This window comes from Agreia sp. VKM Ac-1783 (assembly GCF_900177765.1).
GTDB lineage: Bacteria > Actinomycetota > Actinomycetes > Actinomycetales > Microbacteriaceae > Agreia.
Window position 1 is genome coordinate 245,861 of record NZ_FXWI01000003.1, and the last position, 25,629, is coordinate 271,489.

Sequence of the window (25,629 nt, forward strand, 5' to 3'; positions counted from 1 at the left end):
TATCGGTAATGACAATCGTTCTCATGTAGGGTCGATTGCTGTGTCCTTCCTCCTCGATCCCCTGTCGTCGGAGTTCATGCTGCGTGCGCTCGTCGGCGGCGTTCTCGTCGCCACGATGAGCGCGATCGTCGGAACCTGGGTCGTCATTCGCGGCATGGCTTTTCTCGGCGAGGCTATGGCCCACGGCATGCTGCCGGGCGTCGCAATCGCTACTCTGCTCGGACTTCCCGTGGTGTTCGGAGCGGCGGTGAGCGCGCTCGTGATGAGCGCCGGCGTCGGCGTCGTCTCTCGTCGGGGTCGCCTCTCGAACGACACGACGATCGGTCTGCTCTTCGTGGGCATGCTGGCGCTCGGCGTGATCGTCGTGTCGCGCTCCCGCTCGTTCGCCGTCGATCTCACGGCCATCCTCTTCGGCGACGTGCTCGCCATCGGGTGGAGCGACGTGCTGCTGCTCGGCGCTGCCCTCCTCGTGACCGTCGCTGTCGCGGCCCTCTTCCATCGCCCCTTCGTCGCACTGGCCTTCGACCCCCGCATCGCCCGCACACTCGGACTACGTCCGCGCCTCGCCCAGACCGTGCTCACCGGTCTCGTGACCCTCGCCGTCGTCGCGTCGTACAGCGCGGTCGGCACGCTGCTGGTCGTCGGTCTGCTGCTCGCCCCCGCGGTTGCCGCAGGCCAATGGATGCGCCGAATCCCCGCGATCATGATGCTCGCGGCGGCCTTCGGGTCGCTCGCGGTGCTCGTCGGCCTGCTCGTCTCGTGGCACGCATCCACGGCGGCCGGAGCCTCCATCGCCCTCACCTCCATCGTTCTCGCCGCGGTCTCCGCCGGCATCCGCGCGCTCGCAGCGCGGCTCGGCGCGGCGTCGACCCACTCGTCGCACTCGTCGCGCTCGTCGCACCCGACTGAATCACCGATCACCGCCTAAGAAAGGCCCGCGTGTCCGCACCATCCAGCTATCGCCCTGCCCTCCTCCTCACCGCCGCCCTCGTCACCGCGCTCGCTCTGCCGGGCTGCGCGGCGACCGAAGAAGTACCGGCCGGCGAGGTCGGCGACGAGTCGACGGAACGCCCGCACGGCTACGTCGAGGGAGCCGACGAGATGCCCGAAGCACAGCTGCACCTCACCGGAATCGACCGCACGGGCACGGCCACCCTCGTCGACCTGCTCGACGAGACGAGCGTCTCGCTCGGATCGGTCGACGCTCCCTCCTCGGTCTCGACAGACGGCCGATTCGTCTTCGCCTCGTTGGCCGAGACGGGAACCCTCACCGTGCTCGACTCGGGCGCGTGGACGGTCGACCACCAGGACCACGTGCACTACTACTCCGCGAAGCCCCGCCTCGTCGGCACGGTCACGGAGAAGGGCGAGGCCGTCGTCAACGGAGGCCCATCGCTGACCGGCGTCTGGTTCGGTGACAGCGGGGTGGCTCTGCTGCTCGACTCGGAGGCGCTGGGCCGCGGCGAGGTCGTCGAGACTGCGCACGTCGAGTCGACTCCGCACAGGGGCATGGTCGTTCCCTTCGCCGACGGCGCGCTGGCGACGGTCGCGGGCAGCGACGGCATCGCATCCGGCGTTCGTGCGATCGACAGACAGGGCGAAACGGTCGAGGGTGTCGAGGCCGAGTGCGCGCAGCTCGACGGGTCGATCACGACCAACGTGGGTGTGGTCTTCGGATGCGCCGACGGTGCGCTGCTCGCGACGAGTTCTGGCGACGGCGGCATCGAGTCCGGCGTCGACTTCGAGAAGATCCCCTATCCACGGGCCGTCGCCCCGAGCGACCGGGCGATCGACTTCGACAACCGACGCGGACGCCCCGACGTAGCGGCCGTCTCGGGAGATCGCGGAGCCTGGCTGCTCGACACCCGCGCTCGGGAGTGGGCGTTCCTGCCGAGCGAGGCTCCGCTCGCCGAGGTCGTGGCGGCATCCGACAACGACGACCACATCGTGGCGCTGGCTCGCGATGGACGAGTGCTTCTGCTCGACCCCGTGACCGGTGCGACGCTCGCGGCCACCGAGCCGTTCGCCGCCTCGAGCCTGGCCGATCCTGCGCTGGCCACGGGGGTCACTCTGCAGCTCGACGCCGACCGGGTCTATCTCAACGCGCCGGCCGACGGCGTGGTCTACGAGCTCGACTACGGCGACGGGCTCCGCGTCGCCCGCACGCTCACCGTCGGCTCAGAGCCGGCCTTCCTCGCGGAGACCGGACGATGAGCGCGATGCGTGCGGCGCAGCTTGCCGTCGGTCTCGCGCTCTCGGCGACGCTCCTCGCCATCACGGGGTGCGCGCAGGCATCCGGTGACGGGGCGGGGGACCGCCCTCTCGTCGTCGTCTCGACGAACATTTTGGGAGACGTCGTCGATGAGATCGTCGGAGACGAGGCCGAGGTTCTCGTGCTGATGCGGCGCAACGCAGACCCGCACTCCTTCGAGATCTCGGCGAAAGAGGCCGCGCGCATCCAGGATGCGGACCTCATCGTCTCGAACGGTCTGGGGCTCGAAGAGGGGCTGCAGAAGAATCTGGATGCGGCCACGGATGCCGGGGTCCGCTCGATCACGGCCGGCGAGCTCATCGAACCGCTCGAGTACTCGTCGGGCGATGCGGCAGGAGCGCCCGACCCGCACTTCTGGACAGACCCCGAGCGCATGGTCGAGGTGGTCGCCGGAATCGCGGAGGAGCTCGAGAAGACAGACGGCGTCGACGCGTCGGCCATAGCGTCGAACGCGGCCGAGTACATGGCGCGGCTCGACGACCTCGACGCCGAGATGACCGCCGCCTTCGCGGCCATTCCCGGTGAACGCCGACAACTCGTGACGAACCACCACGTGTTCGGCTACCTGGCCGAGCGGTACGACTTCACCGTGATCGGTGCCGTGATTCCCGGCGGCACGACGCTGGCGGCCCCGAGCGCATCCGACCTGGACGACCTGGTCTCCGCCATCGAGAAGGCAAAAGTCTCGACGATCTTCGCCGACTCGTCGCAGCCTGACCGTCTCGTTCAGGTCCTGGCCGACGAGGCATCCATCGACGTCGACGTGGTCGCGCTTTTCACCGAGTCGCTCGGCGAACCCGGCGAGGGCGCCGACACCTACCTGCAGATGATGCGCTCGAACACCGAGCTCATCGCAACCGGGCTGTCTCCGTAAGGGACACCTACCCCCCCACCCAAGAAAAGGAAACAATGAAGAATCAGCTCCATCCCGGGCGCATCGCCCTGATCGCGGTCGCCGCATCGGCCCTGCTCCTCACCGCCTGCGCGACCGACACCGCGCCCGCCCAGACGGCCGGCGCAGCCGCATCCGGATCTGCGCCCAGCCCTCGCGTCTCGCTCACCTACGACGGCGGAATCCTCGTGCTCGACGGCACGAGCCTCGACCTCGAGGCCGACCTGCCTCTCGACGGGTTCAACCGCCTCAACTCGGCCGGAGACGGACGCCACGTTCTCGTGTCGACGACAGACGGGTTCCGGGTTCTCGACACGGGAACGTGGACGGCCGATGGCGCCTCGCAGACTGCTGAGCCCGAGCTCACCGATCTGACGTTCGACGCCCCGACGCCCGGCCACGTCGTGCGGCACGGAGACAAGACGATCCTCTTCTCCGACGGCACGGGCGACACCACGATCTTCGACACGGCGGCGCTGCTGAACGCGGGCGATGACGGGCTGCCCGAGACCGAGGTCGTTCCGGCGCCCGCCGCCCACCACGGTGTGTCGATCGAGTTGGAAGACGGAACTCTGCTGACCACGATCGGCACGTCTGAGGGGCGCAGCGGAGTGCGGGTGCTCGACGAGTCGCGCACCGAGATCGCCCGCAACGAGGAGTGCCCCTCGGTGCACGGCGAGGGCACGGTCAAGAACGAGACCGCGGTCTTCGGATGCTCCGATGGCGTGCTGGTCTACGAGGGTGGAGAGTTCACCAAGATCCAGGCGCCGGATGCCTACGGCCGCACCGGTAACCAGTACGTCACCGAGACCTCCTCGATCGCCGTCGGCGACTACAACTCCGATCCCGACCGCGAGGGCGTTCTGCTCGAGCAGTTGACCCTGGTCGACACTGTCGCCAAGACGATGAAGATCGTCACGCTGCCCGATGGGGCCGGCTACACCTGGCGCGACGTTGCTCGCGGGCCGAGCGACGAGGCGATCATTCTGGGCTCCGACGGCGCGCTGCACGTGCTCGACCCCGAGACCGGTGAGTTCGGCGCAAGCTACCCGGTGATCGGCGCCTGGGAGGGTCCGACCGAGTGGCAGGACGCGCATCCGGCACTCGTCGTTCAGGGTGACACCGCCTACGTCACCGAGCCGGCGATGAAGAAGATCTTCGCCGTCGACGTCAAGACAGGCGAGGTGGTCGCGAACGCTTCGCTGCCCGGCACCCCCAACGAGATCGCGGTGGTCACGGGCTAGTGCTGCACGTGTTGCCGGTTCGGGTCAACCGAACCGGCAACACGAGCTCGTCACGTCGCTCGGAGCGTCATCTCGCGGAGAGGACGCAGAACTCGTTGCCCTCGGGGTCGGCGAGCACGACCCACGTCTCTTCGCCCTGGCCTACGTCGGCACGGGTTGCGCCCATCGCGACGAGGCGGTCCACCTCGGCTGCCTGGTCGTCGGGCACGAAGTCGAGGTGGAGGCGGTTCTTCATCGACTTCGTCTCGGGCACGTTCAGGAACAGCAGCGTCGGTCCGGCGCCGCTCGGGTTGCGAATCTCGATGTCTTCGTCGTTCTCGTCGATGATCTGCCAGCCCAGGGCATCCGCCCACCAGTGGCCCTGCGCGACGAAGTCTTCGCAGTCGATCACGACCTGTTCCCATGCGAGTGTCATGCCCCGACGATACGACTACGCGATGCGGCCGGGGTAGCCCCCTGACGTGGCCCGGGTCGTGTGGCTAGGCTTCGGTCATGACTGACTTCGTGACATCGGCAGACGGCACACGCATCGCATATGACCGGCTCGGCACCGGCGCGCTCGCCATCATCCTGGTCGGCAGCGCCATGAACTATCGGGCCTTCGACCCCACCTCGGCGCACATCGCGACCCAGCTGGCGGATCAGGGCTTCTCGGTCATCAACTACGACAGGCGCGGTCGTGGCGAGAGCGGAGACACCCTTCCCTACTCGGTGGAGCGCGAGGTCGACGACATCGCGGCCCTGCTCGATGTACTCCAGGGGCCAGCGGCTCTCTACGGCAATTCATCGGGCGGTGCACTGGCGCTCTGGGCCGCAGCGACGCCCGGAGTCGGCGAACGCATCACGGGCCTCGCGCTCTTCGAGGTGCCGCTGACTCTCGAGGGCGAGGGCGACGATGGGGTCGAGCTGCGCACGATGAACGAGCTCGTGGAGTCGGGTGATCGCGGCGCGGTCGTCGAATACTTCATGCGGAACATGCCACCGCAGTGGCTTGAGGGTGCCAAGTCGTCTGCGGCGTGGCCAGGGATGCTCGCCATCGCGCACACCCTCGCCTATGACGTCGCCATTCTCGACAAAGCGGACCATTCGGCGTGGGCCGAGCAGTGGGCATCCGTCACTCAGCCTGTGCTGGCGATGGTGGGCGAAGAGACGCAGCCGATCTTCCCTCCGGCGGCCGAGGCCCTGGCCAGGGCGCTGCCGAACGCGAGCGCGGTCGAGATCGACGCGGCGAACCACAGCGTGCGCCCCGAGGTGATGGCGGCGCTGCTCGGCGGCTTCCTCACCGGGCACGAGGAACTGGCGACGTTCGCCGAGTATCCTGACGAGCCGAAGCAGCAGGTGTAGCGCTCACGTCCGGCGATCGGTCTCAACGCTGACCGCGGAACAGGCGCAGCAGCACGATCACCGAGATTGCGGCGATCGCGATTCCGGCCAGGCCCAGCAGGCCGAGGTAGATGGCTTCGAGCCAGGTGTAGTCCATCAGATCTGCTCGCGGAGGTCGGCGTCGTTGCTCATGCAGGCGACGCTACTCCGCCCGGCGTCGCAGGTCTGGCCGGTTGACTTCTTCGCCTCATCGGGTCGTGTGTTCACGGCGCGATCGTCAAGCCGCTGAAGTGATGGTCGAAGACCAGGCTTGTTCGGGTCGATGCGACGGCCGGATGCGCCGACAGATTGTCGAGCACGAAGTCGCGCACGGCGGCGCTGTCGCGCACGGCGACGTGGATGATGAAGTCCTCCGCCCCTCCGAGAAAGTACAACTGCACCACTTCGGGGAACTGCCTGATCTCCTCGCCGAGTTCCATCATGAGGTTGCGGGCGCCCGCCCTGATCGTGACACTGATGAGCGCTTGCAGGCTCAGGCCCACCGCGGAGGGTTCGACGTTTGCGGTGAATCCGGTGATCACCCCGCGCGCGACGAGCGACTTCACCCGGGCGACGCAGGTCGAGGCCGCAATGCCCACGAGCTCGGCGAGGCGATTGTTCGGCACGCGCGCGTTCGCCCTCAGGATGCGCAGGATCTCACGATCGATCTCGTCGAGTTCGGCGGGTGCCTGTGCGGCGCGACGATCATTCGACGGGGTCTTCGCTGGAACGGCCATGAGTGAACTATTTCACGACTTTCCGCTCTTCTGCCGACGATTCTGCGGTTCTGCGTCGTTACTGGTGAACTTTGGAAAGTATTGGGCCAGAACTTTCGGTACTCGCTGCGCTCCTGCGGCGGCGCGTGCCGCCGACGAATGGAGCTGTCATGCACATCGGAGTGCCCACAGAGGTCAAGAACAACGAGAACAGGGTGGCGGCGACCCCGGCCGGGGTGTTCGAGCTCGTGCGGCGCGGCCACTCGGTCGTCGTGCAGCGCGGTGCCGGACTCGGCTCGCGCATCAGCGACGAGCAGTACGTCGAGGCCGGTGCCACGATCGCGGACACCGCCGACGAGGTCTGGGCGGGCGCCGAGCTGGTGCTCAAGGTCAAGGAGCCGATCGCCGAGGAGTTCGGGCGCATGCGGGCCGGCCAGACTCTGTTCACCTACCTCCACCTGGCCGCATCCAGAGCCTGCGCCGACGCGCTGCTCGCCGCCGGAACAACCGGCATCGCCTACGAGACGGTGCAACTCGCCGATCGCTCGCTGCCCCTGTTGCAGCCGATGAGCGAGGTCGCCGGTCGGCTGTCGACCCAGGTCGGCGCCTATCACCTCATGAGCGCGGCGGGCGGGCGCGGGATGCTGCTCGGCGGCGTTCCCGGAACCCCGAAGGCGAAGGTCGTCGTGATCGGCGGCGGCGTCGCGGGCGAGCACGCTGCGGCCAACGCAGTCGGCATGGGAGCGGACGTCACGATCATCGACCTCTCGATTCCGCGGTTGCGCGAGCTCGAGATCCGCTTCGGGGGAGCCGTGCAGACGCGCAGTTCATCGGCCTACGAGATCGCCGCGCAGGTGAAGGAGGCCGACCTCGTGATCGGCTCTGTGCTCATTCCCGGAGCACAGGCTCCGAAGCTCGTGACCGACGCGATGGTGGCGACGATGAAGCCGGGCAGCGTGCTGGTCGACATCGCCATCGACCAGGGCGGATGCTTCGAGGGGTCGCACCCCACAACGCACGACGACCCCGTCTTCGCGGTGCACGACACCGTCTATTACTGCGTGGCGAACATGCCCGGGGCCGTACCCGAGACATCCACCTGGGCGCTCACCAACGCGACCCTGCCCTACGTCGTGGCCCTCGCCGACAAGGGATGGACCCGCGCGCTGGCCGACGACCCGGCGCTGGCGAAGGGCCTCAACACGCACGAGGGGCGCGTCTACAACGCCGGCGTCGCCGCCGCTCTGGATGTCGTGGGTCACGACGTTCGGGAACTGCTCGTCTGAGGCGCGCGGGCTGAGGCAGACATGCTCGCGGCGATCGATGTCGGCGGGCCGCTATAGCGTTGATGCATGCGCATCCTGCACACCTCCGACTGGCACATCGGGCGAACGTTCCACGGGCACTCGACCCTCGAGAAGCTCGGCACCGTGCTCGATGCGCTGGCCGCGATCGTGCGCGAGAAGGCGGTCGACGTCGTCGTCGTGGCGGGTGACGTCTTCGATTCGGCGACTCCCGCGCGTGAGTCGTTCGACGTGCTCAGCGGGGCCATCCGGCAGATCCGCGAGGCGGGCGCCTACGTCGTCATCACCAGCGGAAACCACGATTCGGCCACGAGGCTCGGCTTCCAGAGCGAGTGGGCCGGATTAGCGGGCATCCACGTCATCACGCGACCCGAGCATTTCGACGAGCCCGTGGTCATCGACGACGCCTACGGCCCGGTGCTGTTCTACGGCATCCCCTACCTCGAGCCCGCACTGGTGCGGCATCTCTACCCGGGCGTCGAGATGCGACGCCACGCCCAGGTGCTCGGGTACGCGATGCAGCGCATCCGCGACGACATCGCCCGACGAGACGGAGCCCGGTCCGTGGTGCTGTCGCACGCGTTCGTGGTCAATGTTCCGGCTGCCAGTGCCAGTGCCAGTGCCAACGCGAGTGCCAGTGCCGCGGCGTCGAGCGAGGCCAGCGATGTCGAGCGCGACATCACGGCCGGCGGCCTCGACCTGGTCTCGGTCGACGTGTTCGACGGACCCGACTATGTGGCGCTGGGGCACATCCACGGCCGATCGACGCTCACCCCGGCCATCCGCTATTCGGGGGCGCCGTTGCACTACTCGTTCGGCGAGGCCACCAAGCCGCGTGGTGCGTGGCTCGTCGAGCTCGACGCAGGCGGGCTCGATTCTGTCGAATGGATAGAGCTTCCTGTTCCTCGGCCACTCACGGTGCTCACGGGCGAGCTGGCCGAGCTGCTCGCAGACCCGGCCTACGCCGCTGCAGAGAGTCATTTCGTTTCTGTTGTACTGACCGATCAGGTGCGTCCGATCGACGGCATGCGCCGCATCCAGACGCGGTTCCCCCATGCCGTCGCCCTCACCCATCAGCCCGCCATCGTGGCCGAGCTGCCAGCGGCCAGTTATCGCGAGCGACTGCACGCCCGCTCCGACAGCGAGGTCGTCGCCGGCTTCCTCGAATTCGTGCGCAACGGCGCGGGGCCCACCGACGCCGAGAGCGAGTTGATCGTCGAGGTCATCGCAGAGCAGGCCGCTCAGGAGTCGACCGCGTGAGAATCAACCGCCTCACCATTGCCGGGTTCGGTCCCTATAAAACAGCACAGCACATCGACTTCGACGCCTTCGCCGACGACGGCATCTTTCTGATCACGGGCAACACGGGCGCCGGCAAGTCGAGCATCCTCGACGCGATCTGCTTCGCGCTCTACGCCAGCGTTCCTCGTTACGAGGGCACGCAGCAGCAGCTGCGTAGCGACTATTGCGAGCCGGGTGATCCCACCTACGTCGAACTCTGGTTCAGCACGGGTGCGCAGAACTACCGCGTGCGGCGTTCGCCCGACTACGAACAGCCGAAGAAGCGCGGCGAGGGCACCACGAAGCGGCCCGCGACCGCTGAGCTGTTCATCCGTGTCGGCGATGCATCGGCCGATCAGCTCATCGATGAGATCGAGTGGCAGGGCATCGCCGCGATTCCCCGCGAGGTCGGCATCGCCCTCGACGGCATCCTCGGCCTCAGCAAAGACCAGTTTCTGCAGGTGATCCTGCTCGCCCAGAACCGCTTCCAGAAGTTCCTCCACGCCAAGAACGACGAGCGCCAAGGCGTGCTCCAGAGCCTCTTCGGCACGCGGCGCTTCGCCGACATCGAGCGAGCCCTTGTCGAGCGGCGCAAGGCTCTCGAGGTGCTCCGGCGCGAGTCTGCCGAGCAGATCGCTCAGCTCGGCAGCCAGGTCGAGGCCATCCTCGGTGCAGGTCTCCGCGACGAGACTGTCGTTTCGGCAGAGCCGGGGGCAGCCGACCGGCAGTACTTCGAGTCGGCGCTCGCCGAGCTCACCGAACAGCTCGATGCTGCCCAGGTGCGGGTGGCCGCTGCCGACGCTCGGTTTGCCGAGGCCGAGGCCGAGTTGCGTGAGCGCGAGAACATCCGTCGTCTTCAGGCTCGCCGCGATGAGGCGGCCGCACGCCTCGACGAGCTTCAGCAGGCTGAGGAGACGATCGCAGACGAACGGCGTCGCCTCGAGGCGGCGACCAGAGCCGAGATCGTCTGGGCCCATGTCACCGCAGAGAACGCCGCCGAGTCGGCGCTGCACCGCGCGGTGGCCGACGAGAAAGCTGCACGCACCGCCTACGACGAGGCGGCCGCTCTCTCGAGTCTCTCCGTCGGGTCGCTCAATTCGCCGAGCGCCGAGGTGCCCGAGGTGTCCTCCGTCGATGAGGCGAGCGCCGAATCAGACGTCGCATCGACGAGAACCACCCCACACGCCCTCGCGTCCACAGCGGCCGAGATCAATCGTCTGCTCGGCGGGCTCGACGTGATCCTGGCCGATGAGAAGCGCGTTCCCCAGCTCGACAAGCGCATAGCCGAGTACGACGGCATCGAGGCCAGGCAGCAGATCGAACTCGCCGCGGCTGCGAAGCGCGCTGTGTCGCTCCCCGCGCAGATCGACGAGGCGCTCGAGAAGAGAAACGCGTCTCTTCTCGAGGCGTCGGGCCGTTCCGATGCCGACGAACGCGTCGAGCGACTGCGCATGGCGCGACAGTCCGCCGAGCTCGCCGCTGTCCTGAAATCAGAACTCGACGACGCCCGTATGGTCGAGAAGGCCAAGAGCACCGAAAACACAGAGGCGGCTGCGCTCTACGACCAGTTGCTCACGCGCCGACTCGATGGGCATGCCGCGGAGCTCGCCTCCACTCTCGTCGACGGCGAGCCCTGTGTGGTCTGCGGCTCTACCGAGCACCCGAACCCCACAGCCTGGACGTCCGATCTCGGTGAGCCGGTCTCTGACGACCAGATCGATTCCCAGCGAGCGCACCTTGCTCGCGCATCTGAGGCTCTGACCGAAGCAGGCTTGACCGTGCGAGACCTCGTCGCCCGGCACGCGTCGGCCGAGGCATCGGCGGGTGCTCAGTCTCCTGCCGAGATCGACGAGCAGCTCAAGGGTGCGCAGCTCGCCCTTTCCGCGGTCGTCGCAGCCGAAGCATCCGCTCGAGAACTCGACGCGCAGATCGTCGATCTCCGAGCCGAACTCGAGTCGATCACGACGACGGTGGCCGAACTGACCGAGGGGGTTCAGTCCACGAATACAGCGCGAGCGGCCCTTGTGTCGCAGCGCACGCAGATCGTCGAGCTCGTCGAGAAGCATCGAGGAGACCACTCCACAGTCGCCGAGCGGGTACTCGAACTGCAGCACCTCTTCGCCGTCACCCGCGATTTCGAAGTGGCGCTGCTCGCACACAACGACAAACACACCGCGCTCGAGGCCGCTCGACAGACGCTGAGGCAGCACCTCGACGAGCAGGGCTTCGCCGATAGGGCTGAGGCGGTCGAACTGCGGCTGACGTCGGCTCAGCGCGCAGACGCGGCCTCGCGCATCGGCGCTCATGACGTGGCGCATGCAACCGCGCTCAACGTGCTCGCCGAACCCGACCTGCAGGGCCTCGTCGTCGAGGCCGTCGAGGTCGAGTCTGCTGCCGAGGCCCGCGAAGCGGCCAGTTCCGATCGAGACGACGCCCGAGTGGCGGCCGGGTCTGCGGCCGATCGACTGAGCCGTCTTCGCGCAATCGTCGCCGACGCGCTCGAGCAGCTGGGCGCATCCGAAGGTCTTCTCGCCGAGTACGAGACGATGCGCTCGCTCGCCAACACCGTCGAGGGCGCCGAGCCCAACACCATGCGCATGCGCCTCGAGTCGTATGTGCTCGCGGCCCAGCTCGAGGAGATCATCAGGGCCGCCAATGCTCGACTCGCCGTGATGACGGGCGGCCGCTACTCGCTCGAGCACGACGACTCCGTGCAGTACCGCAACACGCGCTCCGGTCTCGGCATCGCCATTCTCGACCAGCACACGGGGCGGGCCAGGGCCACTCATTCACTATCGGGTGGCGAGACCTTCCTCGCGTCGCTCGCTCTCGCCCTCGGTCTTGCCGAGGTGGTGTCGAATCAGGCCGGAGGCATCACCCTCGACACCCTGTTCATCGACGAGGGCTTCGGCTCGCTCGACGCCGACACGCTCGCCATCGCGATGTCGACCCTCGACAGCCTGCGCTCCGGCGGTCGCACCATCGGTCTCATCAGCCACGTCGAAGCCATGAAAGAGCAGATCCCGTCGAGACTGCGCATCACGGTCACGCCTCAGGGGTTCTCTGAGATCGATCAGCGCTCCTGACGACGAACAGATAGCGCGGCCGTTCCGCTCTGAACCCAGCGCCTGGTTCTGTCACGATAAGCACATGACAGATGCGAGCACCGCACTCAAGTACACGGCGTTTGCCGACGCACCCGGCGGGGGAAATCCGGCCGGGATCGTGCTCGACGCGTCGCAGCTCGGCGATGCCGAGATGCAAGCAATCGCAGCCGAGATAGGGTTCGCCGAGACCGCCTTCATCACCGAACAGAGTGTGGCGGGCGACGATCGACGTCTGCGGGTGCGCTACTTCTCGCCCCTGGCGGAGGTTCCCTTCTGTGGCCACGCGACCGTGGCCACAGCGGTTGCACTCGCGCATCGAGACGGGGTGGGCGACGTCGTGTTCGAGACGCCCGTAGGACCGGTCACGATCACCACAGCATCGGCCGATGGGGCGATCACGGCAGCGTTCACGAGTGTCGAGCCATCGATCGAGCCCTTCGACGAAGGCGTCCTCGAAACACTGCTCGGCCTTCTCTCGACGTCGCTCGATCGTCTCGACCCCGCCTACCCGCCGCGTGTCTCGTTCGCGGGCAACAGGCATCCGATCATCGTCTTCACCGACCGAGCCGAATTCGACTCGTTCTCATTCGACCCCGAGGCGATGAGGTCGCTGATGGCCGAGCAGGGGTGGACCGGCACCGTGACGACGATCTTCCGTTCGGGTGCCAGCGAATACGACAGCCGCAATCTCTTTCCGGTGGGAACGATCACCGAAGACCCGGCGACCGGCTCCGCGGCGGCCGCGTTCGGCGGATACCTGCGCGCGCTCGGGCTGGTCGAGACGCCGGTCGAGATCGAGCTCACCCAGGGCTCGCACATCGGTCGACCCAGCAGGCTCTCGGTGCGCATCCCCGAGACGGGCGGCATCGTGGTGACGGGAACGGCCACGCCGATCGCTTGAGCGCACCGGGATGAGGCCGCTGCCGGCTATTCGTCGGCGAGGAGTGCAGCTGCGTCGGTCACGTTTCCGAAGACGAGCGCCGTGTCGGTGACATCGGCAGGGTCGAGCGACGACGACTGCATCGTGATCACGAAGCGCTCGCCGTCGGCGCGTTCGAGCAACCAGCTGCCGGCGAGGACGCCGGGCGCACTTCCGCCTTTGAATGCGACGTAGGGGAACGCCTCGGAATCGAACTGCAGGCCCGGGTTGGCAGACAGGATGCCGCGCACCGGCTCGCCCGCCGGTGTCGCGGCCTTCTGCTGCAGGGCCAGGTGGGCCGCGACGAGGTCGGCGGGGTTCGCGAACCAGTCGATCGACTGTTGCCAGGCGCTCGTCGAGAGATCGAACGACGACAACTCGAGAACGCCGCCCGGCAAGGAGTCGAGCACCGCTCGGCGCTCGTCGACACTGGAGTCCGCCCACGCGGCGCGGGCATCGCCGAATGCGGCTCCCCATCCGATCTGGAAGAACTCCCTGGTCTTCACGAAGGGAGTGTTGAGGGTTGGGTCGTGGTGACCCATGACCGCCAGCTGTGCTTCGACGGCCTCGCGGCCGACCCTGTCGATCAGCAGATCCGTGGCCGTGTTGTCGCTGATCTCGATCATCTTGGTGGCCGCGTCACGCACGGTGACGAGGGTGCCGCTCGGCAGATCCTGCAGCTCGCCCGACGGAAGGCTGCGTGTGTCGTCGGAGATGATCAGATTGTCATCCCACGAGAGGGTGCCCGCCGCCACGGCGTCGGCCACGGCTCCGAGAACGTAGAGCTTGAAGACAGACCCGAGCGGCTTGGTCTCGTCACCCGCGATGTCGACGATGCGCTCGCCGACGCCCGCGGCATCCGATTCACCGGTCACGTGTGTGACGGTCATGCTCGTGTCGGCCGGAAGCGCGGCGACGTTCTTCTCGAGCTCCTTCCAGCTCGCCGCGGGCGTGCGGTCGGCGGGCGGCTGCTGGAACAGCAAACCGTTGATGAGGTTCTGCTCGTCGACGGAGATCTGCATCTGCAGCTCGGCGGAAGAGCTGTGCAGCAGAACGGTGAGGCCCCCGGTCGCCTCGGTCACGCTCGTGGCGATCCACGGCTTCGCGTCGCTCATCTGGCCGACGACGGCGACCATCTGACTGGCCGGCACCTGCTCGAGCATGGACGGCGCGATGTTCTCGGCGATCTCGGCCTCGGTCGTCTCCTCGTCGGAGTTGATCGTGTCGAGCACCCACTGCGCCTTCGTGCCCACTGGGGTGTCGGGCAGGGCGACCGCGGTCGGCGCTGCGGATGCGTCGGGACCGCTCGATGCGCACGCCGACACCGCGAGCACAACGGCGGTGGCCAGAGCAGCGACGAGCGATCGGCGCCGCAGAGAACGTGCACGAGGGGCACCCGCACTGCGAGAGGCACTGGATGAAGAGGCGAGAGGGTGGTTCGTCGTCATGATCCCAGTCTTGCCGGGGTCGATCTGAGGGCACATCCCCCGAGCGGACTACCTTCGCCCGCTACCTCCGCCGAGCGAGCTACCTGAGTTCGTCGAAGTACGAGATGTTCGCGTCATTGCGTTCGCGCGCAGCTGCGGCGCGCTCCTCGCGAATGCGTTCCTGCTTCTCCTGCCGGCGGGCGAGCTCTTCTTGGTCTACCTCGACGCGGCGAACGGTGACGCCACCCTTGGTGGGCGGGCTCGTGCGCTTGGCGGCCGTGCTGGTGCGGGTCGTCGCAGATGCGGAGGTCTTACGTGGTGCTGCGGCGGGACGAGCGGCACCGGGGCTGGTTCCCGACCCTGAACAGCGGAATCCGGTCTTGTCTTCGTGCTGTACGAGTGTCTGCGAGACGATGCCCACCGCGACGGTACGCGAGCAGGCGGGGCATTTAGATCCAGCATTGGCCATGGGTGGTGTGGTCTCCTCGGGTTTCGACCATCGTGTGGGTTCGACCTCTTATTTTCGCACGGATCGAGGCGAAAGGTACGCGTCCGTCGCAACCCCCATGACGACATGCGCGACCGGTCCTAGGCTGTCGACATGATCAACGACGAGACTTCGCGACAGAGCGATTCGCCCGACGACGCAGGCGATGAAGCGCGTGACCGGCAAGCAGCAGCCGACTGGATCGCGGATCGCGCCGCCGGCGAGAACATCACCACCGATATCGACGGTACGGTCACGGCTGAAGACGCGGCCACGTCGCCTGATCCGGATGCCTACGGTCACGCCGAGACCGACACGCTCGCCGTCGAAGACCACGAGCCGGCATCCCGCGACTACCCACGCCCCGATCCGCACGGCGGCATCACCCAGGCCGACCGACAGATCTGACCGGCCCATCCCGGGTTCTGACAGGCGACTCCCGTACCCTGATGCGCATGACGAGGCGCGCCAGCGAACCCATCTACTCCATGGCCATCGGAGTGGGGAGGGTACTGTTCGCCGGCCTGCGCACAAAACGCTCAGCGACGGGGCTCCAGAACATTCCTGAGCACGGCGGCGTCGTCATTGCCATGACGCATTTCGGATACCTCGAGTTCGCCCTCGTCGAGTGGCAGACGTGGCTGCACAACCGACGTCGCATCCGCTTCATGGCTACCAAGCGCGCCTTCGACAAGCCCGGCGTCGGCTGGTTGCTGCGCGGCATGCGCCACATCTCCGTCGATATGAAGGCGGGGGCCGCGGCTTTCGAGAACGCCGTATCGGCGCTGACGTCGGGCGAACTCGTCGGCGTCTTCCCCGAGGCCGGCGTGAGTTCGTCGTTCACTGTCCGCGAGCTCAAGTCGGGCGCAGCACGCCTGGCACGCGACGCGGGGGTGCCCATCATTCCCGTCGCCGTGTGGGGCGGCCAGCGACTCATCACGAAGAACCGCACGATTCCCCTGAGGCAGCGGTTCGGCGTGCCGGTTCACTTCGTGTTCGGTGAGCCGATCATCGTGGGGGAGAACGACGACATCGCGCAGGTGACGACGTCTTTGCGCGAGACGATGCAGGCCATGGTCGACTCGCTGCAGTCGTCGTACCCGGTAGACGGCACCGGTCAGTGGTGGCAGCCCCGTTCGCTCGGCGGCACGGCTCCGACGGTGGCCGAGGCGGCCGAGGCCGATGCCCAGCGCGAACTGCGCCGCGAGGCCGAGCGGGCCGCCAAGGGCTAGGTTCCGTACTCGAATCAGGAGGAGCGCGTGTCCGAGGACACTATCCACACGGAGTGCCTGTCCTCCTGAATTAGTGACGCGACCCGAGCACCCTCGCGGCGGCGCGCACAGCGTCGTCGGTCGTCGTGGCGTGAACGGCGAAGCGGATGCGATCAGTTCCGTGAAGCGTCGCCGTCACCCCGGCGTCGGTGAGCGCCGCGTGCGCCGGCCCCGCAGAACCGTTGGGGAAGCCGGCGACCACGATACCGGCCCGCCGAGCACGCTCGCGCGGCGACAGCACGGCGACACCGACGCCGTCGAGGGCGTCGATCAGGACGTCGACCGTGCCTGCGATGAGCTCCTCGATCCGGGCGACGCCGATCGACGACGCCAGTTCGAGCGCGCTCGCGAGCGACCCCATCGAGAACGGCGACAGATTGGTGATGGTGTGGCGCCGTGCGTCGGGGAGGATCTCGTGCTCGAGCCCGTCGTAGAGGCCGGTTTCTTCGGCACCGGCCCAGCTGCCGAGAACCGGCCTGATCGCATCCAGGCCCCGGTCGCTGAAGGCGACGAACCCGTTGCCCCAGCCGCCACGCACCCACTTCTGCCCGCCCACGGCGAGGGCATCGGCGACAGCCCAGTCGGTGTCGATCACTCCGAAGCCCTGGATGCCGTCGACGACGAGCAAGCGCTCACCGATGACGTCTCGGATGCCCGCAAGGTCAGCGCGATAGCCCGTGCGGAAGTCGACGGCGCTGACGGCCACCGCGGTGATCGACGGTGTCAACGAGTCGCGTATCAGCTCTGGCGTCACCCGCGTCGGAGCGGAGGCGCCTCCGCCGGGCATCATTCGCATGGCGAGGAGGCCGGCCGCTTCGGCGCGTCGCCACGGGTAGACGTTGGCCGGAAACTCGTCGGGGCTCACGAGAACCTCGCCGCTCACGCCGAAAGCGATCTGCATCAGGCCGAGCGAGGTGCTCGTGGTCAGGGCGATGCGCTCGATCGGCGTGCCGGTGAGGGCGGCGACCGCTGCCCGTGCTCGCGCGTCTTCGGAGTGCAGCGTCGCCGACGCGTGCACGCCGCCGGCCATCGCGAGGTTCTGAAGGTGCTGCGTGGTGGCGACGACCTGGCGTGACGGAGGTCCGTAGCTCGCGTGGTTGAGGTAGAGCTCTTCTTCGGCGAAACTCTCGAGGTACTCGATCTCGTGGAGGGCCGATGTCACGCGGCGACCCGCGCGATCGTGACCCTGGTGACGTAGGGCATGGGGTAGCTCGTGCGCCCGGCGAGGTCGGGATGCTCGTCGAGCAGCTTGCCGAGACGCGCCAGCATCTCGTCGCGTTCGGCGTCGGCCATCGTGATCACGTAGCTGCGCGAGGTGACCATGGCGAGGAACTGCTCGCGGCTCATCTCGGCCACCCAGCGGAATTCGCGGTATGCCTGACGTTCGAGAGGAGCGCCAACGGGAGGCGTCTGGCTGTCGTACTTCTCGGCCTCGGATGCACCCATCACCTCGCCGAGACGGGCAACCCAGTCGACCTCGGAGTCCCTGATGTTCCACACGAGGGCGAGAGCGCCTCCTGGCTCGAGTACCCGCGCGACCTCGAGTGACGTCGCGGGAACATCGACCCAGTGCCATGCCTGCGCGACGGTGATGAGCGCGACGCTCGCGTCGTCGAGGGGAAGGTGCTCTCCGCTGCCCTCCAGCGCCGTGACCGCGGGCAGGTTCTGCGCGAGTCGCTCGCGCATGAGCGGGTCGGGCTCGACGGCGACCACCGTCATCCCTCGGCTGACGAGTCGGGCAGTGAACTTGCCTGTTCCCGCGCCGAGGTCGGCCACCCGCATGCCAGACGGATGCGTCGGGCCGGCCTGCTCGAGGATCCAGTCGACCGCCTCGCTCGGGTAACTCGGGCGACCTCGGTCGTAGTCTCCGACGTTGCGGCCGAAAGACAGGGCGTGTTCGTCGGAGCGGGCCATGACTTCGATTCTAGGGACGGCTCCCGCTGCGAGGCGTACTCTTGAACCCTCATGGAACTCCGCCAACTCGAGCACTTCGTCGCCGTCGCCGAGCACCAGCACTTCACCCGCGCCGCCGAGTCGCTGCAGATCTCGCAGTCGGGGCTCTCCGCGTCGATCCGGGCACTGGAGACCGAGCTCGGCACCACTCTCTTCACGCGCAGCACCCGACGCGTGCAGCTCACTCCCGCGGGAACCGCGATGCTGGAGGAATCCCAGCGCGCCGTGGCCAGCGCATCCGCCGCCCGGGATGCCGTGCTCGCCGTGCGGGGAGTTCTGCGCGGCGCCCTGCGCATCGGAACCGAACAGTGCCTCGGCGGAGTGCACCTGCCTCAGGAGCTCGCCGACTTCCGGCGCTCACACCCCGCGGTGTCGGTGAGGCTCGGCTTCGCCGGATCGACGACGCTGATCGATCAGGTAGCGACCGGTCTTCTCGACCTGGCGCTCGTCGCCGACTGTGGAGCGGTGCCCTCGACCGTCGAACTTCTGCCCATCGCATCGGAAGGTTTCGTGGTGCTGTGCCATCCGGACCACCCTCTCGCGGGCCGGGGCCGCGTCGAGATCGGTGACCTCGCCGACGAGACGTTCGTCGGATTCGCGGACGGGTGGGCCGCCCGGGTGCTCGCCGACCGTGCGTTCGCCGAGGAGGGGCTCGCGCACTCGGTCGAGCTGGAGGTCGGAGACGTCGGATCGTTGCTCGACCTGGTCGGCTACGGGCTCGGCGTCGCCGTGGTTCCCGCCCACTTCGCGTTCAAGCGGCCCGATCTGCTGAGCGCCGTACCCGTCACTCACGACGCGCTCGTGTGGACGACCGCTATCGCCGTTCCACGCCAAGCCGCGCCGGCCGCCGCCGCCCTCGTCGGGCGCCTGCGGCAGCCGGCGCTGAAGCCCGCGGCGTAGCTTCTTCTCGCTGGTCGAGGAGGCTGCGCTGGTCGAGTAGGCCGCCTGCGGCCGTATCGAGACCACACTAAAGCGGTCTCGATACGCCGGCTCCTTCGTCGCGCGGCTACTCGACCAGCGCAGGTGGGGTGTCGCGCGGCTACTCGACCAGCGCAGGGTGGGGTATCGCGCGGCTACTCGACCAGCGCAGGGTGGGGTATCGCGCGGCTACTCGACCAGCGCAGGGTGGCCTACGCGTCGAGGGCGGCGAACTCCTCGGGCGTCAGCTCGAAGTCGGCGGCGAGTGCCGAGTTCGTGATCGACTCCGGGCGCGAGGCGCCAGGGATCGGGATGACGTGCGGCGACTTCGCGAGCTCCCACGCGAGGCAGACGATCTGAGGGGTCACTCCGCGGTCGCGCGCGATGCGACCGAATGCCTCGTAGCTCTCGCCCAGCGATGCCGCATTCGTGATGCCGCCGAGGGGGCTCCACGGAAGGAATGCGACTCCGAGCTCGTCGGCGAGCACGAGTTCCTTCTCGCTCGAGCGGAACTTCGGCGAGAACTGGTTCTGCACCGAAACGAGGCGACCACCGAGAATCTCGTTCGCCTGGCGGATCTGATCGGGGTCGGCGTTCGAGATGCCGGCCATGCGAATCGTGCCCGCATCCAGAAGCTCGCGCAGAGCGCCGATCGAATCGGCGTAGGCGACCTTCGGGTCGGGTCGGTGGTACTGGTAGAGGCCGATCGAGTCGACGCCCAGGCGCCGGGCCGAGGCTTCGGCCGCCTGCTTGAGATAGTCCGGATGCCCATTCTGGGCCCACGGTCCGGGCTCGGGCCGCAGGTGGCCCCCCTTTGTCGCGACCAGCACGGAGGAGGTGTCGCCTCCGTAGCTCTTCAGCGCCTTGGCGATGAGCAGCTCGTTGTGACCGACCTCGTCTTCGGCTGCCAGATGGTACGCATCGGCCGTGTCGATGAGGGTGACGCCGGCGTCGAGGGCGGCGTGGATCGTGGCGATGGAGCGTTCCTCGTCGGGCCTGCCCTCGATCGACATGGGCATGCCACCCAGTCCGATGGCGCTCATGGAGATGTCGCCGATGGTGCGTTGCTTCATGATGTTCCTTTCGTGTCCTGGATTACCAGGCGTAGTCCTCGGGGGCGGTCTTGTGGCCGGGGAAGATCTCGTCGAGCCGAGCCAGCGCATCCGCGTCGAGCGTGATGTCGACCGACGCGATGGCGGTGTCGAGCTGGTTCATGGTGCGGGGTCCGGTGATGGGCGCGGTGACGGCGGGCTGGTGCAGCAGCCAGGCCAGAGCGAGTTCGGCGGGCGAGTGCCCGAGCTCGGCCGCGAAGGCCTCGTACTGCTCGAGCTGCGGGCGTAGCTTCTCGAGCGCCTCGGCAGCACGGTCGTCGCGACGACGCGACCCGTCGGCCTCCTTGTCGAGCACCCCGGCGAGCAACCCTCCCTGCAGGGGAGACCAGGGGATGACGCCCAGCCCATAGGCCTGCGCGGCTGGAAGCACCTCACGCTCCACGTCGCGCACGATGAGGTTGTAGATCGACTGCTCGCTCACCAGGCCGGTGAAGTGGCGCGCTTTCGCGGCCTCCTGCGCCTGTGCGATGTGCCAGCCGGCGAAGTTGCTCGAGCCCGTGTAGAGGATCTTTCCCTGCTGCACGGCCACCTCGATGGCCTGCCAGATCTCCTCCCAGGGTGTCGCCCGGTCGATGTGGTGGAACTGGTAGAGGTCGATGTAGTCGGTCTGCAGCCGGGTGAGGCTGGCATCGAGGGCGCGGCGGATATTGAGGGCGGACAGCTTGCCGTCGTTGGGATAGTCGGTCATGTCGCCGTAGAGCTTCGTGGCGAGCACCGTCTTCTCGCGTCGCCCGCCGCCCTGCGCGAAGAACCGTCCGACGATCTCCTCGGTCGCGCCGCGGCCCAGGGTCTGGCCATAGACGTTGGCGGTGTCGAAGAAGTTGACGCCCTGTGCGTGAGCCGCATCCATGATCGCGTGCGAGTCGGGTTCGCTGGTCTGGGGGCCGAAGTTCATCGTGCCGAGCACGACGCGCGAGACACGCAGGCCCGTTCGTCCGAGATGTGCGTATTCCATTGCTCAAGCCTGCGCGCCGACGGCCCGGCCTGTCCAACAGGGAACCCCGATCGAATTGACGCCTCGCTCTTCTCAATCGGTCGGAGGCAGGCGGGTTCGGGCTCTGTCGCTTCGAGGACCCGCGGAGTGCAGGGGTTCTTCCGAGGGTCGTTCTCTATGCTCGGAGCATGACATCGTCTGCGAGCAATTCCGACCATCACCATCCGAGCGCCCGGGTGACCCCGGGCGCGCACCCCGGTTCGACGGAGTTCCTCCGATGAGCGGCGACCTCGTCGTCAGCATCGTTCTCGTCATCGTCTTCGTGCTCGTCGGCGGCGTCTTCGCCGCCACTGAGATGGCGTTGGTGACCCTGCGCGAGAGTCAGATCAACGCGATCGCGCAGCGGGGCCGACGGGGTCAGACCGTCGCAGGGCTCGCGCGCAACCCGAACACCTTCCTGTCTGCCGTGCAGATCGGAGTGACGGTCGCCGGCTTCGCGTCGGCCGCGTACGGCGCATCCTCGATCGCGCCGTCCGTGACACCCGTGCTCGAGGGCCTCGGGCTCTCGGCTGCGGCGGCCTCGACCACGGCGACGATCGTCCTCACGCTGATCATCGCCTACCTCTCGCTGGTGCTCGGTGAACTCGCGCCCAAGCGCCTCGCCATCCAGCACAACGCCCGATTCTCGTACGCCGTCGCCCCGGTGCTCGGCGGCTTCGCCACGCTCATGCGTCCGGTCATCTGGTTCCTGTCCGTGTCCACCAACGCGGTCGTACGCTTGCTCGGCGGCGACCCGAACAAGACCGGCGACAAGCTCTCAGACGACGAGCTGCGCGAGATCGTGACCAGCCATGAGGGGCTGCCCGACGACGAGCGGCGCATGCTCGACGACGTTCTCTCACTGCGAGATCGGCAGGTGAGCGAGATCATGCGACCGCGACCCGAGGTCGTCGCGCTCGCGGTCGACGACTCGATCTCCGATGCGCTCGACGCCGTCCGTTCGTTGCCGTACTCGCGCCTTCCTGTCGTCGACCAGTCGATCGACGACATCGTCGGATTCGTGCACGTGCGCGATCTCTTCGAACTGACCGACCGCACGCTCGAGGTACGCCAGGTCGTACGACCGATTCCCTTCATTCCGTCAACCGCCCGGATTCTGCCGACGCTCACGAATCTGCGCGCATCCGGAGACCATATCGCTGTGGTCTTCGACGAATACGGCGGAACAGACGGCATCGTCACTCTGGAGGACCTGGTCGAGGAGGTCGTCGGCGAGATCTTCGACGAGTACGACACCGAGACGGCATTCGCCGAGATGATGGAGGAGGGCGGCGCGGTCGACGGCCGGTTGAACTTTCAGGACTTCGAGGAGGCGACGGGGGTGACCCTCCCGCCCGCAGCGTCGGACACCGTGGCCGGGTTCGTCGTCGAGCGACTCGGACGTCTGGCGGTCGTGGGCGACCGCATCGATGTCGACGGCGGGGTGCTTCAGGTGGCCGCCATGGACCGTCGTCGGATCTCCGAGCTGCACTTCACTCCGACGACGGTTCTCGAGCATCGCCCGGAGGGGTCCTGAGTCCATATGCCGCCTCGGCCGCGGCAGGCCTGCCGCTAGTGTGAGCCCATGACACAGCCCGAACTGCCCGTGTTCGCTGCGAACGCGAGCCAGTCCGGCGTGCCGACGGTGCACTCGTTCTCGATCAAGCCGGTTCCCGCTCCCGTGATTCGCCGAACGATCGCGTTCGTGATCGACTTCGGCGGCACCATTGCATTGACCGTCGCGGTCGTCTGGTGGTGCGTCGCGCTCGGCTTCGAGGGCTACGACGGGGGCGGCGGGGGCGGGAATGGATTCTTCGTCATCGCCGGGTTCTTGGCGATCTTCGGAATTCCGCTCGGCTCGGTGATCGTGAACGTGATCCTCGCGCACTCGCGGCAATACTCGATCGGAAAGTTCCTCGTTCGCATCCGCATCGTGGATGCGCGCAACCACGGGCGTCCGGGCGTCGGATCGCTTCTCGGACGCTCCGCGATCCTTTTCGTGCCGGGAGTGTTCTCGGCCCTCGCGGTCGCGGTGTTGATCCGCGTCGTCTTGGCGGTAGCCGATGGCGCCGAACCGACCCTCGGTGTGGGGTTCATCATCGTTCCGGTGCTGTGGATCGTGTTGCTCGTTCCGATGCTGCGGGGAGACCGACGCGGCTGGCAAGACAAGGCTGCCGGCACGCGCGTTCTCACCGCAGCATCGGTACGGAGCGTCTGACCGCTGAGCGTTACGGGCGCAGGAGGACCTTGCCGCCTCGACCCGCGACGAAGTTCGCGGCACTCGCCTTGCGGGCGTCGTCGAAGGAGTAGATCTCCTCGACGGGCAGCGTGAGCGAGCCCTCGCTGATTCGCGTGATCAGTTCGCCGAGCAGTGCGGCGCGCTTCGCGCCGTCCATGCCGCCCATGACCTTCGAGCCCCAGAATCCCGAGACCGAGATGCTCTTGAAGATGACCGGGCCGGAGGGGATCTCCATGACGGGGGAGTTCATCGCTCCGAAGACCACGAGGCGTCCGTTCTCGGCGAGCAGCGAGACGATGTCGCCGGCCGCGGATCCGCCGACCGAATCGACGCCGACGCCGATGGGCGCGCCGGAGGTGATCTCGGCGACCGTGTCGCGCCATCCGTCGGTGTCGGTGGCGACGACGTTGCCGATGCCCTGGGCCTTCAGCTCCTCGACCCCGGCGGCGCGGCGCACGAGGCCGAGCACGTTGATGCCGCGGGCCGCGGCGAGCTGGGCCACGAGGCGACCGACTGCTCCGTTGGCCGCGTTCTGCACGAGCCAGTCTCCCTCGGCGAGGTCGAGGGTGTCGAGCAGGCTGATGGCGCTGAACGGCATCGAGACGAGCTGTGACGCGACCTCGTCGGAGAGCTGATCGCCGACGGGGATGAGCGCCGCGGCCTTCGCGATGAAGTACTCGGCCCAGACACCGAAGGTGCCTCCGGTGGCGACACGCTGGCCGACCTGCAGCGCGGTGACGCCCTCGCCGAGTGCGTCGACGACGCCGACGGCCTCGGTGCCTGCCTGAGCGGGAAGTTCGGGCTTGAACCCGTACGTTCCACGGATCGTCCACAGGTCGTGGTTGTGGATGGGGCTGAGAAGGGTACGAACACGCACCTCGCCCGCTCCCGGCTCGGGGGTGGGCACGTTCTCGACAGAAAGAACCTCTGCCGGGTCTCCGAATTCGTTGTGGATGATGGCGCGCATGGCGTCCTCGACTTTCTCCCTAGTGTGTAGGGCTTTGGTTCTTCGTGCGGTGGTGACGGAGTCGGTTAGACGTTGAGGGAGATGATCGTGACGACCACGGCCAGCAGAGGCAGCGTGCCCTGCTTGATCGCGGCCGAGCGCTTGTCGGGCGCCGACAGGAACAGCACAAGGGCTGCCGCGAGCATCGAGCCGGTGCCGACCAGGATGAGAGCCGGGCCGACGGCAGAGGTGCTTACCAGCACGAACACGATTCCGATGATCGTGGCGATGGCCAGGAAGAGATTGTAGAAGCCCTGGTTGTAAGCGAAGGGCCGGGTCGTCTCGACCTCTGCGGTGGATGCCGGACCGAACGTCTTGCGCGCGGCGGGGCCGTCCCAGGCCAGAGACTCCATCCAGAAGATGTAGACGTGCAGCAGAGCAGCGAGTGCAGCAATCACGACGGATGCGATGACCATGAGAATCTCCTTTTTTGAACCGACCGTTTCACTATATACTCATTCGACCGGCGTCTGCCAGTGCTGAAAGGAGAAGACCATGGGAAGAACGCGTGCATTCGCAGAAATCGATGTCGTGCGGGCGGCCCGTGGAGTCTTCTGGAATCGCGGCTACGAGGAGACATCGCTGCCCGACCTCGAGGCGGCGACCGGGCTGAACCGGTCGAGTATCTATCACTCCTTCGGCAGCAAGCGAGGCCTGTTCGATGCCGCGGTCGAGTCGTATCTCGACGACGTCGTACGCCCTCGGCTCGAGCCGCTGCGCGCAGACGAGGTCGATCCAGGGGCGCTCGAGTTCTACCTGCGAGGGCTTCGTCACGCCATGGTCGACGAAGACACGGCCCTGGCCAAGAACGGATGCCTGCTGCTCAACGCCACGGGATCGTCGCTGGGGCACGAGGCCGGCCTCGCCGCTGTCGTCACCGCCTACACGACCGACCTGCGCGACGCCGTCGCATCCGGCGTCGCCGCTCGCCGTGCCGACCTGACCCCGGAAGGCCGCGAACTGGTCACGACGACGTGCACGGGGCTCGTCTTTGCGGCGATGGCCATCGTGCGGGTCGACCGACAAGCCGCGGCGGCCCTTCTCGACGCGGCTTTGGCTGCGGTGTTCGGGCCGACTCGCTGAAGATTCTTGGCCTACTACCCCGGGTGTGCTCGGTTCAAGCCCCGAACGAGCGTGGTTCTCGCG

Annotated in this window: 25 protein-coding genes; 15 read left to right on the forward strand and 10 right to left on the reverse strand. The window is 67.5% G+C overall.

Annotated features, from left to right (window positions below; genetic code table 11):
• The first annotated feature begins 40 nt into the window (after nucleotides 1-40).
• The 4 genes from aztB to aztD are packed head-to-tail and all read left to right on the forward strand — an operon-like array spanning nucleotide 41 to nucleotide 4,408.
• Nucleotides 41-928, forward strand: coding sequence for a zinc ABC transporter permease AztB (gene aztB / locus CCK87_RS10865; RefSeq protein WP_086461461.1), 888 nt, complete (start codon nucleotides 41-43; stop codon nucleotides 926-928).
• 11 nt (nucleotides 929-939) lie between these two features.
• Entirely contained in the window at nucleotides 940-2,214 is a 1,275-nt protein-coding gene (locus CCK87_RS10870) for a hypothetical protein (RefSeq protein WP_086461462.1), read from the forward strand.
• The gene (gene aztC / locus CCK87_RS10875; RefSeq protein ID WP_086461463.1) at nucleotides 2,211-3,146 is read left to right on the forward strand and encodes a zinc ABC transporter substrate-binding protein AztC; all 936 of its coding nucleotides are present in this window, start codon (nucleotides 2,211-2,213) and stop codon (nucleotides 3,144-3,146) included. The genes CCK87_RS10870 and aztC overlap by 4 nt, the downstream gene beginning before the upstream one ends.
• A 35-nt stretch (nucleotides 3,147-3,181) precedes the next feature.
• The gene (gene aztD / locus CCK87_RS10880) at nucleotides 3,182-4,408 is read left to right on the forward strand and encodes a zinc metallochaperone AztD (RefSeq protein WP_086461464.1); all 1,227 of its coding nucleotides are present in this window, start codon (nucleotides 3,182-3,184) and stop codon (nucleotides 4,406-4,408) included.
• A gap of 67 nt (nucleotides 4,409-4,475) precedes the next feature.
• Here aztD and CCK87_RS10885 read toward each other — a convergent pair whose 3' ends face one another.
• Complete coding sequence (locus CCK87_RS10885; protein ID WP_086461465.1) at nucleotides 4,476-4,823, reverse strand: VOC family protein; 348 nt, start codon at nucleotides 4,821-4,823, stop codon at nucleotides 4,476-4,478.
• Nucleotides 4,824-4,900: 77 nt separating this feature from the next.
• On the opposite strand from CCK87_RS10885, the gene CCK87_RS10890 reads away from it, so the two are divergent.
• The gene (locus CCK87_RS10890) at nucleotides 4,901-5,752 is read left to right on the forward strand and encodes an alpha/beta hydrolase (protein WP_086461466.1); all 852 of its coding nucleotides are present in this window, start codon (nucleotides 4,901-4,903) and stop codon (nucleotides 5,750-5,752) included.
• Between the two features lie 242 nt (nucleotides 5,753-5,994).
• On the opposite strand, the gene CCK87_RS10895 is transcribed toward CCK87_RS10890, so the two are convergent.
• On the reverse strand, nucleotides 5,995-6,507 hold the full coding sequence (locus CCK87_RS10895; protein ID WP_086461467.1) for an Lrp/AsnC family transcriptional regulator: 513 nt from the start codon (nucleotides 6,505-6,507) through the stop codon (nucleotides 5,995-5,997).
• A 149-nt stretch (nucleotides 6,508-6,656) separates the two neighbouring features.
• On the opposite strand from CCK87_RS10895, the gene ald reads away from it, so the two are divergent.
• The 4 genes from ald to CCK87_RS10915 all read left to right on the forward strand — a co-directional run bounded on the left by ald (nucleotide 6,657) and on the right by CCK87_RS10915 (nucleotide 13,079).
• On the forward strand, nucleotides 6,657-7,772 hold the full coding sequence (gene ald / locus CCK87_RS10900; protein ID WP_086461468.1) for an alanine dehydrogenase: 1,116 nt from the start codon (nucleotides 6,657-6,659) through the stop codon (nucleotides 7,770-7,772).
• Nucleotides 7,773-7,838: 66 nt separating this feature from the next.
• Nucleotides 7,839-9,050 carry an exonuclease SbcCD subunit D C-terminal domain-containing protein gene (locus CCK87_RS10905; RefSeq protein WP_086461998.1) on the forward strand — a complete coding sequence of 404 codons (1,212 nt, stop codon included), beginning with the start codon at nucleotides 7,839-7,841 and terminating at the stop codon, nucleotides 9,048-9,050.
• Nucleotides 9,047-12,157 (forward strand): SMC family ATPase, encoded by a 3,111-nt coding sequence (locus CCK87_RS10910; protein ID WP_170927250.1) that lies wholly within the window; start codon nucleotides 9,047-9,049, stop codon nucleotides 12,155-12,157. The genes CCK87_RS10905 and CCK87_RS10910 overlap by 4 nt, the downstream gene beginning before the upstream one ends.
• A 64-nt stretch (nucleotides 12,158-12,221) precedes the next feature.
• Entirely contained in the window at nucleotides 12,222-13,079 is an 858-nt protein-coding gene (locus tag CCK87_RS10915) for a PhzF family phenazine biosynthesis isomerase (RefSeq protein WP_086461470.1), read from the forward strand.
• A 26-nt stretch (nucleotides 13,080-13,105) separates the two neighbouring features.
• Here CCK87_RS10915 and CCK87_RS10920 read toward each other — a convergent pair whose 3' ends face one another.
• Both CCK87_RS10920 and CCK87_RS10925 read right to left on the reverse strand, forming a co-directional pair.
• Nucleotides 13,106-14,545: a serine hydrolase gene (locus CCK87_RS10920; protein ID WP_140162819.1), complete on the reverse strand. Its 1,440-nt coding sequence runs from the start codon at nucleotides 14,543-14,545 to the stop codon at nucleotides 13,106-13,108.
• 79 nt (nucleotides 14,546-14,624) lie between these two features.
• Nucleotides 14,625-14,993 carry a hypothetical protein gene (locus tag CCK87_RS10925; RefSeq protein ID WP_140162820.1) on the reverse strand — a complete coding sequence of 123 codons (369 nt, stop codon included), beginning with the start codon at nucleotides 14,991-14,993 and terminating at the stop codon, nucleotides 14,625-14,627.
• Nucleotides 14,994-15,125: 132 nt separating this feature from the next.
• On the opposite strand from CCK87_RS10925, the gene CCK87_RS10930 reads away from it, so the two are divergent.
• Nucleotides 15,126-15,419 (forward strand): hypothetical protein, encoded by a 294-nt coding sequence (locus CCK87_RS10930; protein ID WP_086461473.1) that lies wholly within the window; start codon nucleotides 15,126-15,128, stop codon nucleotides 15,417-15,419.
• 47 nt (nucleotides 15,420-15,466) lie between these two features.
• On the forward strand, nucleotides 15,467-16,243 hold the full coding sequence (locus CCK87_RS10935) for a lysophospholipid acyltransferase family protein (protein WP_086461999.1): 777 nt from the start codon (nucleotides 15,467-15,469) through the stop codon (nucleotides 16,241-16,243).
• Nucleotides 16,244-16,313: 70 nt separating this feature from the next.
• On the opposite strand, the gene CCK87_RS10940 is transcribed toward CCK87_RS10935, so the two are convergent.
• Both CCK87_RS10940 and CCK87_RS10945 read right to left on the reverse strand, forming a co-directional pair.
• Nucleotides 16,314-17,444 carry an aminotransferase class V-fold PLP-dependent enzyme gene (locus tag CCK87_RS10940; protein ID WP_086461474.1) on the reverse strand — a complete coding sequence of 377 codons (1,131 nt, stop codon included), beginning with the start codon at nucleotides 17,442-17,444 and terminating at the stop codon, nucleotides 16,314-16,316.
• Nucleotides 17,441-18,196 carry a class I SAM-dependent methyltransferase gene (locus CCK87_RS10945; RefSeq protein WP_086461475.1) on the reverse strand — a complete coding sequence of 252 codons (756 nt, stop codon included), beginning with the start codon at nucleotides 18,194-18,196 and terminating at the stop codon, nucleotides 17,441-17,443. The genes CCK87_RS10940 and CCK87_RS10945 overlap by 4 nt, the downstream gene beginning before the upstream one ends.
• 51 nt (nucleotides 18,197-18,247) lie before the next feature.
• Between CCK87_RS10945 and CCK87_RS10950 the strand changes: the two genes are divergently transcribed.
• A complete protein-coding gene (locus tag CCK87_RS10950; protein ID WP_086461476.1) occupies nucleotides 18,248-19,135 on the forward strand; it encodes a LysR family transcriptional regulator in 888 nt (295 codons plus the stop codon).
• Nucleotides 19,136-19,365: 230 nt separating this feature from the next.
• Here the strand turns inward: CCK87_RS10950 and CCK87_RS10955 are convergent, their stop codons facing one another.
• Nucleotides 19,366-20,226 (reverse strand): aldo/keto reductase, encoded by an 861-nt coding sequence (locus tag CCK87_RS10955; RefSeq protein ID WP_086461477.1) that lies wholly within the window; start codon nucleotides 20,224-20,226, stop codon nucleotides 19,366-19,368.
• Between the two features lie 22 nt (nucleotides 20,227-20,248).
• On the reverse strand, nucleotides 20,249-21,220 hold the full coding sequence (locus CCK87_RS10960; RefSeq protein WP_086461478.1) for an aldo/keto reductase: 972 nt from the start codon (nucleotides 21,218-21,220) through the stop codon (nucleotides 20,249-20,251).
• A gap of 256 nt (nucleotides 21,221-21,476) precedes the next feature.
• Here CCK87_RS10960 and CCK87_RS10965 point away from each other — a divergent pair, with 256 nt between their 5' ends.
• Together CCK87_RS10965 and CCK87_RS10970 are read left to right on the forward strand one after the other, a co-directional pair.
• Nucleotides 21,477-22,775 (forward strand): hemolysin family protein, encoded by a 1,299-nt coding sequence (locus CCK87_RS10965; RefSeq protein ID WP_086461479.1) that lies wholly within the window; start codon nucleotides 21,477-21,479, stop codon nucleotides 22,773-22,775.
• Between the two features lie 48 nt (nucleotides 22,776-22,823).
• Nucleotides 22,824-23,456, forward strand: a complete 633-nt coding sequence (locus tag CCK87_RS10970; RefSeq protein WP_086461480.1) for an RDD family protein — start codon at nucleotides 22,824-22,826, stop codon at nucleotides 23,454-23,456.
• Nucleotides 23,457-23,466: 10 nt separating this feature from the next.
• Here CCK87_RS10970 and CCK87_RS10975 read toward each other — a convergent pair whose 3' ends face one another.
• Nucleotides 23,467-24,444: a zinc-binding dehydrogenase gene (locus tag CCK87_RS10975; protein WP_086461481.1), complete on the reverse strand. Its 978-nt coding sequence runs from the start codon at nucleotides 24,442-24,444 to the stop codon at nucleotides 23,467-23,469.
• A gap of 65 nt (nucleotides 24,445-24,509) precedes the next feature.
• Complete coding sequence (locus tag CCK87_RS10980; RefSeq protein WP_086461482.1) at nucleotides 24,510-24,899, reverse strand: DUF1304 domain-containing protein; 390 nt, start codon at nucleotides 24,897-24,899, stop codon at nucleotides 24,510-24,512.
• Between the two features lie 79 nt (nucleotides 24,900-24,978).
• Here CCK87_RS10980 and CCK87_RS10985 point away from each other — a divergent pair, with 79 nt between their 5' ends.
• Entirely contained in the window at nucleotides 24,979-25,566 is a 588-nt protein-coding gene (locus CCK87_RS10985; RefSeq protein ID WP_086461483.1) for a TetR/AcrR family transcriptional regulator, read from the forward strand.
• Nucleotides 25,567-25,629: the final 63 nt, after the last annotated feature.